The sequence below is a fragment of the Acinetobacter sp. Ac_3412 genome (assembly GCF_013072675.1).
GTDB lineage: Bacteria > Pseudomonadota > Gammaproteobacteria > Pseudomonadales > Moraxellaceae > Acinetobacter > Acinetobacter higginsii.
In genome coordinates, this window is the sequence record NZ_LXUJ01000003.1 from 23902 (window position 1) to 41122 (window position 17221).

The 17221-nt window shown below is 40.5% G+C and carries 19 protein-coding genes; 4 read left to right on the forward strand and 15 right to left on the reverse strand.

Annotated elements, in window-relative coordinates:
• Positions 1-20 precede the first annotated feature (20 nt).
• The 3 genes from A7P54_RS02005 to pheS are packed head-to-tail and all read right to left on the reverse strand — an operon-like array spanning position 21 to position 3709.
• Positions 21-317 (reverse strand): integration host factor subunit alpha, encoded by a 297-nt coding sequence (locus A7P54_RS02005; RefSeq protein WP_000126166.1) that lies wholly within the window; start codon positions 315-317, stop codon positions 21-23.
• Positions 314-2695, reverse strand: a complete 2382-nt coding sequence (gene pheT, locus A7P54_RS02010; protein ID WP_171548499.1) for a phenylalanine--tRNA ligase subunit beta — start codon at positions 2693-2695, stop codon at positions 314-316. Before pheT ends, A7P54_RS02005 begins: the two co-directional genes overlap by 4 nt.
• Positions 2696-2728: 33 nt before the next feature.
• Positions 2729-3709, reverse strand: coding sequence for a phenylalanine--tRNA ligase subunit alpha (gene pheS / locus A7P54_RS02015; RefSeq protein WP_005146537.1), 981 nt, complete (start codon positions 3707-3709; stop codon positions 2729-2731).
• 231 nt (positions 3710-3940) lie between these two features.
• On the opposite strand from pheS, the gene A7P54_RS02020 reads away from it, so the two are divergent.
• The gene (locus tag A7P54_RS02020) at positions 3941-4942 is read left to right on the forward strand and encodes a hypothetical protein (protein ID WP_171548500.1); all 1002 of its coding nucleotides are present in this window, start codon (positions 3941-3943) and stop codon (positions 4940-4942) included.
• 56 nt (positions 4943-4998) lie between these two features.
• Here the strand turns inward: A7P54_RS02020 and A7P54_RS02025 are convergent, their stop codons facing one another.
• Both A7P54_RS02025 and A7P54_RS02030 read right to left on the reverse strand, forming a co-directional pair.
• Positions 4999-5196, reverse strand: a complete 198-nt coding sequence (locus A7P54_RS02025) for a hypothetical protein (RefSeq protein ID WP_004655648.1) — start codon at positions 5194-5196, stop codon at positions 4999-5001.
• Between the two features lie 105 nt (positions 5197-5301).
• Complete coding sequence (locus A7P54_RS02030; protein WP_171548501.1) at positions 5302-5679, reverse strand: hypothetical protein; 378 nt, start codon at positions 5677-5679, stop codon at positions 5302-5304.
• Positions 5680-5731: 52 nt separating this feature from the next.
• Between A7P54_RS02030 and A7P54_RS02035 the strand changes: the two genes are divergently transcribed.
• Complete coding sequence (locus A7P54_RS02035; protein ID WP_171548502.1) at positions 5732-6901, forward strand: hypothetical protein; 1170 nt, start codon at positions 5732-5734, stop codon at positions 6899-6901.
• Positions 6902-6925: 24 nt separating this feature from the next.
• On the opposite strand, the gene A7P54_RS02040 is transcribed toward A7P54_RS02035, so the two are convergent.
• From A7P54_RS02040 to rpmI, 3 genes are all read right to left on the reverse strand, one after another.
• Positions 6926-7477 carry an NADAR family protein gene (locus A7P54_RS02040; protein ID WP_005207078.1) on the reverse strand — a complete coding sequence of 184 codons (552 nt, stop codon included), beginning with the start codon at positions 7475-7477 and terminating at the stop codon, positions 6926-6928.
• A 92-nt stretch (positions 7478-7569) separates the two neighbouring features.
• Positions 7570-7929 (reverse strand): 50S ribosomal protein L20, encoded by a 360-nt coding sequence (rplT, locus tag A7P54_RS02045; protein ID WP_004664213.1) that lies wholly within the window; start codon positions 7927-7929, stop codon positions 7570-7572.
• An 11-nt stretch (positions 7930-7940) separates the two neighbouring features.
• Positions 7941-8135 carry a 50S ribosomal protein L35 gene (gene rpmI / locus A7P54_RS02050; protein WP_004804484.1) on the reverse strand — a complete coding sequence of 65 codons (195 nt, stop codon included), beginning with the start codon at positions 8133-8135 and terminating at the stop codon, positions 7941-7943.
• A gap of 237 nt (positions 8136-8372) precedes the next feature.
• Between rpmI and A7P54_RS02055 the strand changes: the two genes are divergently transcribed.
• Positions 8373-9626, forward strand: coding sequence for an MFS transporter (locus A7P54_RS02055; protein ID WP_005207075.1), 1254 nt, complete (start codon positions 8373-8375; stop codon positions 9624-9626).
• A 34-nt stretch (positions 9627-9660) separates the two neighbouring features.
• On the opposite strand, the gene A7P54_RS02060 is transcribed toward A7P54_RS02055, so the two are convergent.
• The 7 genes from A7P54_RS02060 to thrS all read right to left on the reverse strand — a co-directional run bounded on the left by A7P54_RS02060 (position 9661) and on the right by thrS (position 15283).
• Complete coding sequence (locus A7P54_RS02060; protein WP_005312281.1) at positions 9661-10086, reverse strand: YqaA family protein; 426 nt, start codon at positions 10084-10086, stop codon at positions 9661-9663.
• Positions 10087-10150: 64 nt separating this feature from the next.
• Positions 10151-11002, reverse strand: a complete 852-nt coding sequence (locus tag A7P54_RS02065; RefSeq protein ID WP_171548503.1) for an arylamine N-acetyltransferase — start codon at positions 11000-11002, stop codon at positions 10151-10153.
• A gap of 120 nt (positions 11003-11122) precedes the next feature.
• On the reverse strand, positions 11123-11566 hold the full coding sequence (locus tag A7P54_RS02070) for a hypothetical protein (protein WP_171548504.1): 444 nt from the start codon (positions 11564-11566) through the stop codon (positions 11123-11125).
• Entirely contained in the window at positions 11563-12183 is a 621-nt protein-coding gene (locus A7P54_RS02075) for a glutathione S-transferase N-terminal domain-containing protein (RefSeq protein ID WP_004804476.1), read from the reverse strand. The genes A7P54_RS02070 and A7P54_RS02075 overlap by 4 nt, the downstream gene beginning before the upstream one ends.
• Positions 12184-12311: 128 nt before the next feature.
• Positions 12312-12632: a hypothetical protein gene (locus A7P54_RS02080; RefSeq protein ID WP_033133840.1), complete on the reverse strand. Its 321-nt coding sequence runs from the start codon at positions 12630-12632 to the stop codon at positions 12312-12314.
• A gap of 171 nt (positions 12633-12803) precedes the next feature.
• Complete coding sequence (gene infC, locus A7P54_RS02085) at positions 12804-13355, reverse strand: translation initiation factor IF-3 (RefSeq protein WP_081400781.1); 552 nt, start codon at positions 13353-13355, stop codon at positions 12804-12806.
• A 5-nt stretch (positions 13356-13360) separates the two neighbouring features.
• Positions 13361-15283, reverse strand: a complete 1923-nt coding sequence (gene thrS, locus A7P54_RS02090; RefSeq protein WP_005312273.1) for a threonine--tRNA ligase — start codon at positions 15281-15283, stop codon at positions 13361-13363.
• A 264-nt stretch (positions 15284-15547) separates the two neighbouring features.
• Between thrS and A7P54_RS02095 the strand changes: the two genes are divergently transcribed.
• On the forward strand, positions 15548-17194 hold the full coding sequence (locus A7P54_RS02095) for an acyl-CoA synthetase (RefSeq protein WP_171548505.1): 1647 nt from the start codon (positions 15548-15550) through the stop codon (positions 17192-17194).
• Positions 17195-17221 lie beyond the last annotated feature (27 nt).

The following is a 17221-nucleotide window of genomic DNA, read 5'->3' on the forward strand; positions in this document are numbered from 1 at the left end:
ATTGGCATAAAAAAAGCAGATCAATCGATCTGCTCATTCCCAACGCGCTGTCTAAATTTCTGACCCGCTCTGAACGTGACCACTCGACGTGCAGAAATTGGAATTTCCTCACCTGTCTTTGGATTACGTCCTGGACGTTCACGCTTATCACGTAACTCGAAATTACCGAAGCCAGAAAGTTTGACTTGTTCGCCAGCAATTAATGCTTGGCTAATTTCGTCAAAAAATAACTCGACCATTTGTTTTGCTTCGCGGCGATTTAAGCTAGTAAGCTCACTTAAATGGTCCGCCATATCTGCTTTTGTTAATGCTGTCATGAGGCCCTCAATGTCGCTTGGTAAGTGTCTTCCAACACTTGAATAATGTTATCCATACCAGATTTAATTTCAGCATCTTCAAGCGTACGAGTTGGATGTTGCCATAACACTGCAAAAGCTAAAGAGCGCTTGCCTTGTTCAACCCCTTGGCCCGTATACACATCGAACAACCATGCTGAGTCGAGTAACTCACCACCAGTCTGCTCAATTAACCGCTGAATATCTCTTACCTCAATATTATCAGAGATTAAAAGCGCAATATCACGTCTAACCGATGGAAAACGTGATAATTCTGTAAAATTAGATACATAAGATTGCAAAACTGCCTGTTGATCCAGCTCTGCGACCCAAGTTATACCCAAATCGAGTTCATTTTCCAATGATGGATGTAGACGACCTAAATAACCAATCGATTGTCCATCCACCAAAATTTCTGCCGATTGGCCAGGATGCAACCATGCACGCTCTGTACGAACAAAGTCAGCACCAATACGACCAGCGGCTAAAATCTCTTCAATCTCACCTTTAAAATCAAAGAAATCCATTGATTGAGGTTTTGCATGCCACGATTCTGGTACACGAGCACCAACCGCAATCAATGCTAAAGTTGGGATCTGTTTTAGATCATGAATATTTTGCGCACCCTGATAATCAAAACGTAGGCCCAACTCAAAGAAACGTACACGCTGCTGTTGACGGTTTAAGTTGTACTGTACACACGGAATTAAGCTAGACAACAAAGTACTACGCATTGCAGCCAAATCACTTGAAATAGGATTGGCAAGCATCAGTGGCTGTACATCTGGATTTAATTGCTTCTCAAGTTTTGCATCGGCAAAGCTAAAGCTAATTGCTTCTTGATAGCCTAATGTCACCGCAGTTTGACGTAATTGTGCAATTTCAAAACGGTCTTGGTACTTTTCCAGTTTTACATCAATTTTTGGCAAACTAATTTGAATGTTGTCATAACCGTGAATACGGGCAACTTCTTCAATTAAATCTTGATAGATTGCCATATCATAACGATGCGATGGTGGAACAACACGCCACTCACCTTCAGCTTTGCTTTCAACCACACAGCCCAAACGCGTCAAAGCATCGGCAATAAAATCACCAGCCACAGCATAACCGAGTAATTGATCAACTTGTGCTTGCTTCAATACAATTGCTTCGCGCTTTGGAAGCAGTTCTGCCTGTTCAGCAACAGTCACTGGACCAAACTCACCACCAGCAAAGGCTTGAATAAGCTCAGAAGCACGGTGCATAGCAATCATTGGCAATTCAAAATCCACACCGCGTTCATAACGTTGTGATGAATCCGTATGTAAACCAAAACGACGTGCACGACCTGCAATCGCTAAAGGCGCAAAGAATGCACTTTCAAGGAAGATGTCTTGGGTATCATCAGTTACCGATGAATCTAGCCCCCCCATAATTCCCGCAATCGCTAAAACTTTTTGATCATCTGCAATGACCATCATGTCATCTTGCAATTCAACTTCTTGATCATTGAGTAACGTCAACTTTTCTTGTGACTGCGCTTGGCGGACTTGAATCGAACCTTCAATTTTTGCCAAGTCAAAGGCATGCATGGGTTGACCCAATTCAAGCAACACATAGTTAGTAATATCCACCAAAATGCTATGGGTACGAATACCTGAACGTGCAAGAGCTTGCTCCATCCACTCAGGAGTTGCTGCTTTGACATTCACATTTTTGATAATACGCCCTAAATAACGTGGTGTACCTTCAGTGCTAATCGTTACCGCTTTCTCATCAGTAATTGATGCAGGAACAGCCTGAATCTTTGGTTCATTTACTTCAAGCTGGTTAATCACCGCGATTTCACGGGCAATACCGCGAATACTAAAGCAGTCACCACGGTTGGGTGTGATACTAATATCAATGACATTGTCATCAAGCTTTAAATATTCACGGATATTGATCCCCACTGGCGCATCAGCGGGTAGTTCCAATAAACCGTCAATTTTGTCTTCTAAATCAATTTCAGAGGCACCACACAGCATACCTTGTGATTCCACACCACGCAGCTTGCCTTTTTTAATTTTGAAATCGCCTGGCAGTACGGCACCGATCGTTGCAACAGGTGCTTTCATACCCACACGAACATTTGGCGCGCCGCATACAATTTGTAATGGCTCACCAGAACCAATATTAATTGTGGTGACACGTAAACGATCTGCATCTGGATGTTGTTCAACCGTAAGGACTTCACCAACAACCACACCGGTAAATGGTTTTGCAACAGGTGCTAACTCATCGACTTCCAAACCTAACATGGTCAATTGATCAGAAAGTGCTTCGCTATCAATTGCAGGGTTCACCCAGCTACGTAACCAATTTTCACTAATTTTCATTTGTATAAACCTTATTTAATCCTGAAAAAATGTTTAGGCAAACTGGCGTAAAAAACGCACATCATTTTGGTAGAACATACGCAAATCATTGATGCCATAACGCAACATTGCAAAACGCTCTACCCCTAAACCAAAAGCAAAGCCTTTGTATTTATCAGGATCAATCCCTGCAGCACGCAGTACATTTGGATGCACCATGCCACAACCTAAAACTTCTAACCAACGACCACGCTCATCCATAATATCTACTTCAGCGCTTGGCTCAGTAAATGGGAAATAAGATGGACGGAAACGTACTTTCAAATCTTTTTCAAAAAATTCATTTAACAGGTTAATCAATAAACCTTTTAATTCAGCAAAGCTGGTATTTTCTGCAACGTATAAGCCTTCGATCTGATGGAACATTGGCGAATGCGTTTGATCCGAGTCACAACGATATACACGACCTGGACACACGATGCGAATTGGCGGCTGACTGGTTTCCATGGTACGAATTTGTACACCCGAGGTATGGGTACGAAGCAAATGCGTTGCATCAAAATAGAAGGTGTCATGCATAGCACGAGCTGGATGATGACCCGGAATGTTTAAGGCTTCAAAGTTATGATAATCATCTTCAACTTCAGGACCATACGCAATTTGGAAACCAGCTTTGGTAAAGAACTGGCAAATACGCTCTTGTACCTGAGTTACAGGATGAATACTTCCCATACGCTGACCGCGGCCCGGTAAAGTAATATCAATGGTTTCACTTGCTAATTTTTTTGCAAGTTCAGCTTGTTGTAATGTCTGTTGACGCTCAGTCAAAGCTGTATTGATTGCTTCACGCACAGCGTGAATTGCAGCACCTTGTACTTTTCGCTCTTCAGGATCCATTTTTCCAAGTGCTTTCGACTGCTCTGCAAGCTGGCTTTTCTTCCCTGTAAATTGCACACGGACTTGATCGAGTGCAGCAAGGTCTTGAGCCGCTGCAATGGCAGCAAGCGCTTCAGTGGTCAGGGCTTCCAGTGACATAGTAACTCTCAAAGCAACAAAATATAGAAATATAATAAAACGCTATAGTTTATCAGCTTTTTACCTATTTTATGAAGCTAAACCGCTGTTTAAATAGCATCCTTTTTCAGGCTCGAATCTGAAGATAAAATCGTCAGTTTTACCGATCAATCATTTAAATTTTCGTAAAAAATAATCAATAATTGAATAAAATGTATAAGATATCAATATCGTCAATGAGAAATAACAACGATGGCGCTTGATCAGATCTGGAAACAACAGCTTACACTTGTGACTTATGGCAATGGGTTCCTCGCAGGTGAACTCAATTTTAGTCGCTGGATTGAACATCCGATTTTCAATCAAAATCGACTGCTTTTTAGGGATTTACTCTCCCAGCACCTGTTAGCACAACATTTCCAGATTTGGCTTGAAGGCTTAAAAAAACAAGGGGTTAAAAAACTCAGCCTACATTTATCCAGCGTACTCAATGATGAGCAAAATCCCAATGCCAATGTAGAGCTGCTTCCCTTCGCACATTTTATTGTGAGCCATCAAGGCAATAAAAAAACCGCATGGATTTGTGGACAGGAACTGGCTGAATGGGACAACAGTGATCAAGCCTTTGATATACCCGCATCCCAACAAACAACACTCCGCCAAGAAGCATTTTGGCGATATGAATTGAATGATAAATTCGCTAAAAAAATTGATGCTGACTTACAGAAAGTGAATTGGAATCAGGTGGCCATTTTCTTAGAGAAAGAACTATTTGACAGCAAATATGCAGAACATTTTTCTGAACCAGAACAACAGGACCTGCCTTTCTATGGCTATGAATTGGATTCGACCAGCCCACCAAACCCGCAACTCGCATTGATTCCAACCGATTATCCTGCTGATTGTGCGCATCGCCTGTTACATCGTACTCAAGCTTTGGCTGATTATTTGGAGCAACAAAGACAACATCCTTATCATGCGACAGGTGAATTGATTAGTCCTGAAGAACAAATCAATTTGCGTAATTTCTCCCAGAAGACTGATGATTTATTTGCAAAATTGATTGTGAAAACAGCAAATCATTATCAAACGGCCCAACTGACAGCAGAAGAACCTGAAATCATTGACCGAACCATGGAAATCCCACATCAACTAGATAAAACTCAACATCATAAAGTTGGTACATCAGGTGTAATTAAACTGATTATCCTGACTGTAATTATCTGTCTACTTGCTTATTATTTTGGTCTGTAGCAACACCATGCATAAAAAAACCTAGATCACACCATCTAGGTTTTTCTTTTATCGTTTTAGAAGGTGGGGCGAATTCTGATAATCACTTTATGCCCGCCATCATGCTGATTAACAATGTGATGCACATTTTCAATTTCACCTTCAACTTCAGCATCTGGCCCATAAAAAATTCGGATGGTTTCACCCTTTCTAGGCACAATACTCAGTTCTGTTTCAAATGCACCTTGCTGTAACCCTTCTACACTCACTAACATATTTTTATCCTGATGCTGTTTTCTTTACTGTAAAAAGATTTCAGCGTAAAAGTCTAATCGAACATGTTTTGGTTATGTAATCATTAAATAAATCAATAGATTATCTTACTCATCATAATCTAAATCATCTTCATCCATATTGAGGAAATCAGGTTCAGGGGTTTGTTCAAATTGCACGGCGAGAATATCTGTGTGTTGAAGTAAACTGGCTTTAGCGACGCGATGCATTCCATCCATCACACGCCCTTGTGCACATAAGATAATTGGATAACTCAGATCAGCATCTTGAATCAGTTGAAAGTGCTCAATGATTTGTTGTGTTGTTGGATATTGATCTGGAAACCAATAGGCTTCGTTTAGCTCTTGAATATCAGCCAGTAAAACCTTCTTAGGCATCAAGTTTTTCGTCAACTCAAGCAAATGATGAACATCCCAGATATAGAGATCTTGTCCAATATTGCGAAAATGATATTGTTTTCTCATTACTTTTTGATCACTCTATCGCCAATTCAAAATGATTATAATAGGAAGAAGAGTGTATCTCCATTTACCAAGAATTTACCGTCAAATCGCATTAGTCAGTTATGGAAATGAATTTTTAACTGGCGGCGTAGATTCCGAGCTTTTAGACCGCCACCCTTTACTCTTCACCCACTTTCCTATTTTACGAAATATTGAGCAAGGTAATTTACTAGCAGGCTCTGCTTCACATTTTTTAAGTTTTCTGAAATCACAAGGTCTAGAAAAAATCAGTTTACATTCGGCATCCAATCTCTCAAATTATTTGAACGAATCGAAACTTTTTAATTTCACCCAAAGTGATAGTGACTTTTGTATTGTCTGCCATTTTCCTCAACAACAGTTAAAAGCACTGATCCATTGTGAAGAAAAATCACTTTGGCAAAGCTATGATAACGATGGATACCCATTATACTCAGACTATAACAATTACCATGACAGCGTTGAAAACTATGTGTTGATCGATCTTCCTGTCGTGGCTATTTCGAGTATTGCTGACGATTTAAAACCTATCTCTTGGCAAAGCTTTTTCAATGAATACCAAGAAAAAATCTATCATTTTGCAGTGGCTCGACGCTTTGGAAGTTACCCTGTTCCGTTGACTGATAATAATTGCTATGAAGGCGATATGTATCAAATTGAAGAACAGTTCCCAGTACTCCCCTATAATCTGAAAAAGAATTATGCCAGTATTTTAATGCTCAATGCTGCTCGCTTAAAAAGTCAGTTTGATAATGAATCTCATATCAAAAATGACAATGGGGATTACTGGCACATGTCTGAAACTGAAAAACTAGAATTTGATACTGCACGTAATACACTCGAAGAATTCCACATCCTTATCTTAAAATATACGGCCAACCAATATCAGAACTCAAATATCAGTCATTACCATGACCAACACAATGCTTTTAAATTTTCTCCTAAATCTCTAGATACTATCGAATTTTCAAGCACTCCTCCTCCATTGGCAGAGCATGAAACTTCTTCATTTACAGAACCTCAACCCCACTTTCATTGGTCAGGAATCATAAAATTTCTATGGTCCATGCTATGGTGTTATTGTGCGTTATGGACCTTAGCTTATTTCGCAGTTGATTGGGGTAATCTTTTTATTCTGGTTCTTGCTTTTATCTATGCCATATATAAAGTACTTAAAAAATTAGCCAATGAAAAAGACCACTAAAAAGCGGTCTTTTTCATTTTGTGCCTATAGCAACTGAGCACGCACCTGCATAAGTGCAAAACCAAGTAAATTTAATCCCTGCCATTGGCTCGGGTCTTGGATATGCTGGTGATCTTGTGCCATACCAATCCCCCAAATCTTATCAACAGGCGATGCTTCAACCAAAATACGATCATGCGTGGCAATCAAGAAATCTCTTAATTCAGGATGCTGTGAAAATTTGGCAAAGTTTGCCTGTACCACAATATCAAAACGTTTTTCTTGCCAAATCTGCTCGTCATAGTTGTGCACTTTGCGTCCTAACTGCTTTGCATCATTGGGATGCTTAACTTTTAAGATTTGTGCAAAAACATCTTCATCGTTAAAGAGTTTTGCTTTTTGCGCCATCATATAATGTTCCGCTGTGAGATATTCAACACCCTCCTGTTTGAATGGCGATGGAAACCACTGGCTAAAACAGCTTTTGTCTACATGGTTGGTTTGCTTTGGGGTATGTCCCCAGAAATATAAATATTTAAATGGGCAACCTTGTTGGACTTGTTGAATTAAATCATTTAAAAATTGTTCATCTCGCATTATCTATCTCTGATTATTATCTATTATTGAAAATCCAATTCACTAAAAATAAAAAAGACCGCTAAAAAGCGGCCTTCTTTGAATCTCTAAGCTTATGCAGCTAATGCGCCTTTAGCTTTTTCAGCTAAAGCAGCAAATGCAACTGCATCATGCATAGCGATGTCAGCTAATACGCGACGGTCGATGATCACTTGAGCTTTTTTCAAGCCATCGATCATACGGCTGTATGACAAACCGTTAAGACGAGCACCAGCATTGATACGCGCAATCCATAAAGCACGGAATTGACGTTTCTTTTGACGGCGGTCACGGTAAGCGTATTGACCAGCTTTGATTACCGCTTGGAACGCTACGCGATAAACGCGTGAACGAGCACCATAGTAACCTTTAGCGCGAGCAAGAATTTTTTTGTGACGACGATGAGCCACTACACCACGTTTTACACGAGCCATTTATAATCTCCTTAGATGTATGGGCACATAGCACGAACTGATGCAACGTCACTTACGTGAACCATTACACAGCCGCGCAATTGACGGATACGCTTAGCAGATTTTTTGGTCAAAATGTGGCGTTTGAACGCTTGTTTACGCTTAAAGCCGTTTGCAGTCGCTTTGAAGCGTTTAGCTGCACCACGGCGAGTTTTCATCTTAGGCATAACAACCTCTTTTGAACACCTGTTCGGAACGTTTGCACCATTGCAAAAACGACCTGCAGGTAAGGGAGCCAGTATTCTAAAGCATAGCAAGCTAAAACGAAAGTAAAATGCTCATTTTTTGATAGTAAATCGTCTCTTTTCTATAAACGTTATTTTCTATAACCAATTCTCAAATTACGAGAAACATCCACAAAATTAACACCTATAATAAATACAAGCTCTTAAATTCAAAAGAATATGACTATACAAAATGATGCTTTCGCTGCATTACGGTACCGAGATTTCTCTATTGTGACCGTTAATCAATTCTGCTTAACACTGGCAATTTTGATTCAGGAAATTATCGTCGCCTATTCACTTTATCAAATCACCCGTGATCCACTCACCTTGGGTTTCATTGGTCTGGCAGAAGCGATTCCATTTATCACGCTGTCTTTATGGGGCGGTTATTTCGCCGACAAATTGAATAAACAGACCATTATGAAAATCTGCTTATTCTTTTCGATTCCATTACCTTTAATTCTCTGGACACTGTTTCATTTACACGGCTTAGAAAAAATTGGTATCAGCACGCTGTCTTGGGGTATCTATGCCGTGATTTTTGCTTTAGGGACCATTCGAGGTTTTTATAATCCATCGGCAACCTCACTTAAACCTTTTCTAATTCCGCGTGAACTGTATGCCAATGGTGCAACATGGACTACAATTGGATGGCAAAGTGGTGTGATCATCGGTCCTATGCTCGGTGGTTTTATGCTGGCATTTCTGGGACGTGAAACCAGCTTATTTGCTGTTACGGCTTTATTGGCCACCTGCTTCATCTTAATTACGCGTTTACAAAATCGTACTTTCCCTAAAATGGAAACGGAGAATGTACTACAAAGCCTGACTGATGGTTTCCGCTTTATCTGGAAAACTAAAATCGTTTTATGGGCAATCTCACTTGATCTAGTATCGGTTCTATTTGGTGGTGTGATTGCGTTATTGCCAATTTTCGCTGAGGAAATCCTAAAAGTCGGCCCTGAAGGTCTTGGCTATTTACGTGCCGCTCCATCTATTGGTGCTCTCATCACCATGATTGCACTCACCAAATTTCCTCCGATGCAACATGCATGGCGAAATATGTTATTAGCGGTAGCAGGTTTTGGTATTTTTACCATTCTGTTCGCCTTCTCAAATCATATGTGGCTTTCATTATTTGCCTTAGCCATGACCGGTGCTTGTGACAGTGTTTCAGTCGTGGTTCGTCAAACCATCTTGCAAATTTTCCCGCCTGAAAATATGCGCGGTCGTGTCGCGGCAGTGAATGGGATGTTTGTTTCTTCAAGTAATGAACTGGGGGCTTTTGAATCAGGTCTCGCAGCCAAATACCTCGGCACAATCACGGCAACTATTCTTGGCGGTTGTATGACACTTGCTGTAGTAAGTTACTGCTGGTTTAAAACCAATGACTTATTCAAAGTCGATATTACGAAAGGTTCGGATCACTAAATAAAAGGGAAAGAGCCCATCTTTCCCTTTCTCATTAAAAGAGACCGAGATATAAAGCATATAACGTTAAATAACGGCCGCCTTTAGCGATGGTGACAATCAATAAAAATCGCCAAAAGTTCTCTTTCATCAACCCAGCAATCAAGGTAATGGGATCACCAATCACAGGAGTCCAACTTAGTAATAAGGAATAAAAGCCATATTTATGATAAATCTGCTGTGCTTGTAACAACCGTTGCTCTGAAACAGGAAACCATTTTTTATCTTTAAAGTGTTCAATCTTTAGTCCAAGCCACCAATTCACACAGGAACCTAAGACATTACCAATAGTCGCAACCAAGATAAGATAGAAAGGATTGGATAAACCTTGTATCAGCAAGGTCATTAATACCGCTTCTGACTGTAAAGGTAATAAGGTGGCAGCACCAAAGGCGGAGAGAAACAATAACAAATAAGACATCAAAACAAGGTTCTCTTAAACTCGGAGCCACACATCATCAAGAGCAGACCATATAACGTGAACGCTATGGATTCAAGGTTAATTTTGCCCAAGTCGCTTCAAGCATCTCCTGCGAAAGATCAATCCGAAAAACGCTTTTAATGGTTTGTTCAAAATCATCCAAAGTGGATAACTCTTTCTTGTCAGAGCTTTCTTTGCCATGTGTTCTTAAAACACGATCTTTTAAGGTCATTCGCATTTCTGCATTGGCAGTAGATAACATTAAATACTGGGTAAATAAGGATTCAGGCGAAGTCGAAATGTACCAGTTTGCAACTACAGCATCTGCATCTGCAATTTGTTGGTTGGGGTTAATCGAATAGACATTGATCCATTGATTATGAATACAGACTTGCAACATATAAGTCATTTCCGTCAGCACGGTCGCATCCAAACCACTCTGTGCAAGCTCAACAAATCTAAAAGGTTCGAGTGGTGTCTGCTGTGTTTCACCAATTTGATCAAGTGATAAAACCGTGGTCGGGGTCATCCCTCCAAATCCAGGATCATACAAAAACAATTGCTGATCAATACATACCAGTGTGACCAAATGAGTTCTCACCGGAGTACTGACAGGCGAACTTTGATAATACACTCGACCGAGTACGTTATATGCCTCATAACCCAGTTCAGTTAAAACAATTCTGGTTAGGGTACTGTGTTCTAAACAATAGCCTTCACGATTTTCAATTAATAATTTTTGCGCAAGTGGGTCTGACGCTAATGAAACCTCCTCTCCTAAAAAAGAGGATAAATTACCAAAAGGAATAGCTTGTACATGAAGACTTAATAGGCTTTTTAGATTAGCCAAAGTTGGAGAGAAATCTCCCTCAAAACCAAGCTTTTTTAAATAAAGGTCTGATATTTTTGCTTGCATGATGCTTTATCTTTGATGAACTTAAATCATCGTAGCTTGAACATGCATAGACTAGATGAAAAATTACACAATTATAAAATAGTCAGGCTTACATGCCCGAAATCATGGCTTTTGCAAAGATTAATTTTTAGTTTTCGCTTTTTTAGATCGAGTAGAAAAATACATAACTGAAAAAATGAATGGAAAAACAAATAACAGCCAAAAGGTAAGATCAGATCTAATAATTTTTTGGTACAGGCTAAGTTGCATTTCTCCCGCAGAAACCGCAGCCCAATCAATAGAGACCGTATGATCAAGATAGCTACATAACACTAAGGATAAACTTAAAAAGCCAGCAAAAAACCAGCTACTCCAATATGAATTTTTGGTCTCTAGCTGTAGCCAAGCAAAGAGTGTAGAAAATAAGAGCCCTAAAACAGTAATAAAAGCAAATACCAAAACCGCTAAATGACTCTCTGAATAGAGCTTTTGCAACTGAGCACAAAGGATTGCTGTAAGCAACAACAATCCCATCGCAATCGCCCAATGCTTTAAGTAGCAGTGTCGTCCAATACCTTGATTCATCCAACTTTGATCGACAAGGCTTTTTGTATTGCAGGGCGAGCTGTTAAGCGTTCAATATAATCTTGCACATACGGATAGTCTTCAAGTTGAATGCCCTGCCATTCGTAACGCAATGCCCAAGGTAAGATCGCCATATCCGCAATCGAGTATTCGCCTGCTACAAACTTTTGACCAATCAACTGTTTGTTTAAGACACTATACAAACGCTTGGTTTCATTGACATAACGATCAATCGCATAAGGAATACGTTCAGAGGCAAACTTATTGAAGTGGTGATTTTGCCCAAGCATTGGACCAAATCCCCCCATTTGCCACATCAACCATTGTTCAACCTCGACTCGCTCTTGCTCATCGGTCGGATAGAACAAACCTGTTTTTCGACCTAAATATTGTAGGATCGCACCCGACTCAAATACTGAAATCGGTTCACCTCTTGGACCATTTTGATCGACAATTGCTGGAATTTTATTATTGGGAGAGATTTTTAAAAAATCAGGCTGGAACTGATCATTTTCCAAAATATTGATTGGAAAAATCTGATATTCGAGCCCCATTTCTTCTAAGGCGATTGTTATTTTATGGCCATTGGGTGTACCCCAATAATATAAGTCAATCATTTTATATTGTCCTATTCATCGTTATCTTGACTGTTGTTGCGTTATAGCACACTTCCTACTTATTGATCAGTAGACAAGCACGAAAAGAAACAATAAAGCGGTGTTTTCAAAGACAATGTTGCAAAGATTTAAGCTTGATTATCCAAGAATTCTTTGGCTTTCTCTCCAACGAATTTACGACCAGCATTACTGCCATTGATCCACTCTTCCACAGAGAACAAATCAAACATCCCGACTTTAAATAAGGTGGGTACAGCTAAAATCAGTTCATCTTCAACCGTACCTCGAACGCCTGCATTATATAAATTAATATTGTGCAGCATGGTCGCGACGGTACCGGTTTGTACTCGACTACCATCTTTGAGTTTAACTTGAGGCAGAACTTCGCCTTCTTGCACCACTTTTTGATTAATTTCAGAGAGTTGTTGAGTACCAGTAATTGTAGACATATCTTATTCCTATTTTTAAATAGTGTAATTATCAACAAACCCTATCATAGCTTGTTTTCATCTGTTCCAATGATGCTGAGAATTTTTTTAACAGATTTATCTCGAATTAGGTTATACATTTTTAGGCATAAAAAAGCACCGCTGAGAGCGGTGCTTTTTTTATAAGAAAAATTACTTTTTCTTTTTCGGACCAATTAACATGCCCATTTGACGACCTTCCATCTTCGGCGCTTGTTCAATCACGCCAAATTCAGCAACGTCTGCTTCAATTTTTTGCAATTGAGCCAAACCAAGCTGTTGATGTGCCATCTCACGACCACGGAATCGCAAAGTGATTTTTACCTTATTCCCTTCTTCAAGGAAACGTAAAATTGCACGCAATTTAATTTGGTAATCACCTACATCCGTTGCAGGACGTAATTTGATTTCTTTCACTTGCACTTGATGCTGTTTTTTCTTCGCATCTTTTTGCTTTTGCTTTAAGTCAAATAAGTGCTTGTTGTAGTCCATGATTTTACAAACAGGTGGTTCTGCATTCGCCACAATCTCAACAAGGTCAAGATTAGCTTCTTCTGCAGCACGCAATGCTTCATTTAATGAAACAACACCTTTTTGTTCTCCATCTGCAGCGACGAGGCGTACTTCTTTCGCACGGATCTCATCGTTAATTGCAGGACGGTTACTTTTAGCACCTTGTTGTTGGTTACGGTCAGGCTGTTTAATCTTTATTACTCCACGATATACCGGCCACGTTCGGCAACGGCAGATTTCACTAAGTCAATAAATGCATCTACTGACATAGTACCTAAATTTTTTCCTGAGCGAGTACGCACATTGACTGTACCTTCTTCAACTTCTCGATCACCGAGAACAAGAAGGTAAGGAATACGCTCTAGGGTACGCTCACGAATCTTAAATCCGATCTTTTCATTTCTCAAGTCAGAAATAGCACGAAGACCATTTTCTTTGAGTTTTGCGACCACTTGCTCACTTGCTTCCGCTTGTGAATCCGTAATATTCATGACACAAGCTTGGATTGGTGTAAGCCATGGTGGCATGAAGCCCGCATAGTGTTCAATTAGTATACCAATAAAACGCTCGAAACTGCCAAGAATTGCACGATGAAGCATGACTGGTTGATCACGATCATTGTCTTCAGTGACATAAGATGCATCTAAACGGATTGGTAAGTTGAAGTCACACTGGATTGTACCGCATTGCCAGATACGGCCTAAGCAGTCTTTCAATGAGAATTCAATTTTCGGACCGTAGAATGCGCCTTCACCTGGTTGTAAGTCCCAAGCCAAGCCAGCATCATCTAAAGCATCTGCTAAAGATTTTTCAGCCAAGTCCCAAAGTGCATCATCACCCACACGCTTTTCTGGACGTGTAGACAATTTCATTTGCACGTCTTCAAAACCGAAGTCTTTATACACATCCAAAGTCAGCTTAATAAAGTCTGCAACTTCTTTACCAATCTGTTCTTTGGTACAGAAGATATGGGCATCGTCTTGAGTAAAACCACGAACACGCATAATGCCGTGCAAAGAACCTGATGGCTCATTACGATGACAAGAACCAAATTCAGCTAGGCGAATTGGTAAATCACGGTAAGATTTCAAACCTTGGTTAAAGACCTGTACGTGACATGGGCAGTTCATTGGCTTGACTGCATAGTTACGACTTTCAGAGTGAGTCGTAAACATATTTTCAGCATAGTTTGCCGCATGCCCAGACTTTTCCCAAAGCGTAAAGTCTACGATTTGCGGTGTCTTAATTTCTTGGTAACCATTGTCTTGCTGAACTTTACGCATGTATTGTTCAAGCACTTGGTAAATCGTCCAACCGTTCGGATGCCAGAACACCATACCCGGTGCTTCTTCTTGCATATGGAACAAGTCTAATGCCTTACCAATTTTACGATGGTCACGCTTTTCAGCTTCTTCAATACGTTTGATATAAGCAGCTAACTGTTTTTTATCAGCCCAAGCAGTACCATAAATACGTTGTAGCTGTTCATTCTTCGCATCACCACGCCAGTAAGCACCAGAGATTTTAGTGAGTTTGAATGATTTTAAGAATTTAGTGTTAGGTACGTGTGGACCACGGCACATATCTAAATAGTCTTGATGGTAGTACAAGCCCATTTGAGTTTCATTCGGCATGTCTGCAATCAAGCGTAACTTGTATTCTTCACCGCGTGCTGTGAATTCAGCGATCACATCTTCACGTGGTGTCATCTTTTTGATGACGTCATAATCTTGGTCGATGAGCTTTTTCATGCGCTCTTCAACTGCAGCCATATCATCCAAAGTAAATGGACGTGGCATCCAGATGTCGTAGTAGAAACCTTCTTCGATCACAGGACCGATCACCATTTTCGCTTCTGGGAACAATTGCTTAACCGCATGTCCTACCAAGTGCGCACATGAGTGACGAATGATTTCTAAACCTTCTTCATCTTTAGGGGTAATAATCTGAACTGTCGCATCTTCTGTGATTAAATCACAAGCATCCACCAAGCGATCATTGATACGGCCAGCAACAGTATTCTTTGCAAGACCTGGACCAATGCTCTGAGCAAGTTCCATCACAGAAATCGGATGATCAAACTGTTTCTGATCACCATTTGGTAAAGTAATGATTGGCATAATAAAATCCTTAAGGAGTGATGCCCTATACGAAGGAGCATATCACCGCGAGATTATGTATTGAGGCAAGCCTCAAAAAATAAAAAACGGCGGATAAAAAAGTATCGAAGATTTTACACGGGTTTAGCTATGGATGAAACCTCTGAACCAGAAAAACCCGAGATCAGTTCAGATTCATCTCCGACTAAAGCCTAAATGATTTAGACTCGATGACAGTCTAGGTTAATACCAATAAATGAAAAGAACGGAAATGGAGCAAGACACATGGTAAGTGCATATGACGAACTACCCAGAAATCCAGCAAATTTTGTTGCTTTATCACCCTTACGCTACTTGGAACGGGCTGCTTATATTTATCCCAATCAAGCTGCAATTATCCATGGCCAACGCCAAATCACATGGCAGCAGACTTATCAGCGCTGCCGTCAGTTTGCACATCAGCTCCGTCATTTAGGTATCCAAAAGAACGATACTGTTTCAGTGCTATTGCCCAATATCCCTGCCATGATTGAAGCACATTTTGCAGTGCCGATGGCTGGCGCAGTTCTGAATACCTTGAATACCCGTCTCGATGCCAAGACCATTGCATTTATGCTGGAACATGCTGAAGCTAAAGTGCTATTGGTCGATCCTGAATTTCGTCAGGTTGCAGAAGAAGCACTCAAGCTTGTTCCACAGGACATTATTGTGATTGATGTCTTTGATACTGAGTTTGATGGTGAACAAATTGCAATTGGTCAATTTGAATATGAAGCATGGATAGCACAAGGTGATCCTGCCTTTGAATGGTTACTGCCTCAAGATGAATGGGATGCAATTAGTCTGAGTTATACCTCAGGTACCACAGGCAATCCTAAAGGTGTGGTCTATCATCATCGTGGTGCTTATCTGAATGCCGCAAGTAATATTTTGGCCTGTGGTATGAAACCTCGTGCTGTATACCTTTGGACCTTACCTCTATTTCATTGCAATGGCTGGTGCTTTGCTTGGTCAATTGCAGCCAGTGGCGGTACTAATATTTGTCTGCGTCGTGTCGATCCGGCATTAATTTTCAAATACATTGCAGCATACAAAGTAGATTATTTCTGTGGCGCACCAATTGTATTGTCCATGCTCATCAACACGCCAAGCGAACAGAAAACGGCTTTTGAGCATGATGTTGAAGTTATGGTGGCAGGTGCTGCACCACCTGTAGCAATCATTGAGGGGATGCGCAATATCGGTATTAACGTCAATCATGTTTATGGTTTGACTGAAACCTACGGTCCTTCTGCCTTATGTGCTTCACAGGCTGGCTGGAGCGATTTATCCATTCAGGAGCAAGCACAACTCCACTCTCGCCAAGGCGTGCCTTATCCTTTGCAAGACAGCATGCGTGTGCTTGATCCAGACACCATGCAACCGGTGCCCAATGATGGACAAACCATGGGTGAAATCATGTTCCGTGGCAACATCGTGATGAAAGGTTATTTGAAAAATACCCAAGCCACAGAAGAAGCATTTAAAGGTGGCTGGTTTCACACAGGTGATTTAGCTGTGAGTCATCCTGATGGTTATGCCAAAATTACGGATCGCTCGAAAGATATTATTATTTCAGGTGGAGAAAACATTTCCTCGCTCGAAGTTGAAGATGTGCTTTATCGTCATCCTGCTGTGCTCACTGCCGCAGTGGTAGCCAAACCTGATCAACGCTGGCAAGAAGTGCCATGTGCTTTTATTGAACTCAAACAAGGAGCATCCGCATCAGCCGAAGAAATCATTGCCCATTGTCAAAAAGAACTCGCTCGATTTAAAGTCCCAAAAGATGTGGTGATTACTGAGATCCCCAAAACTTCGACAGGGAAATTACAGAAATTTATTTTAAGAGAATGGGCAAAGGAGCGCGCGGCAGATAGCTCAGCAAACTCATAATCAAAAAAAGAAGTTTCCTTGGAAACT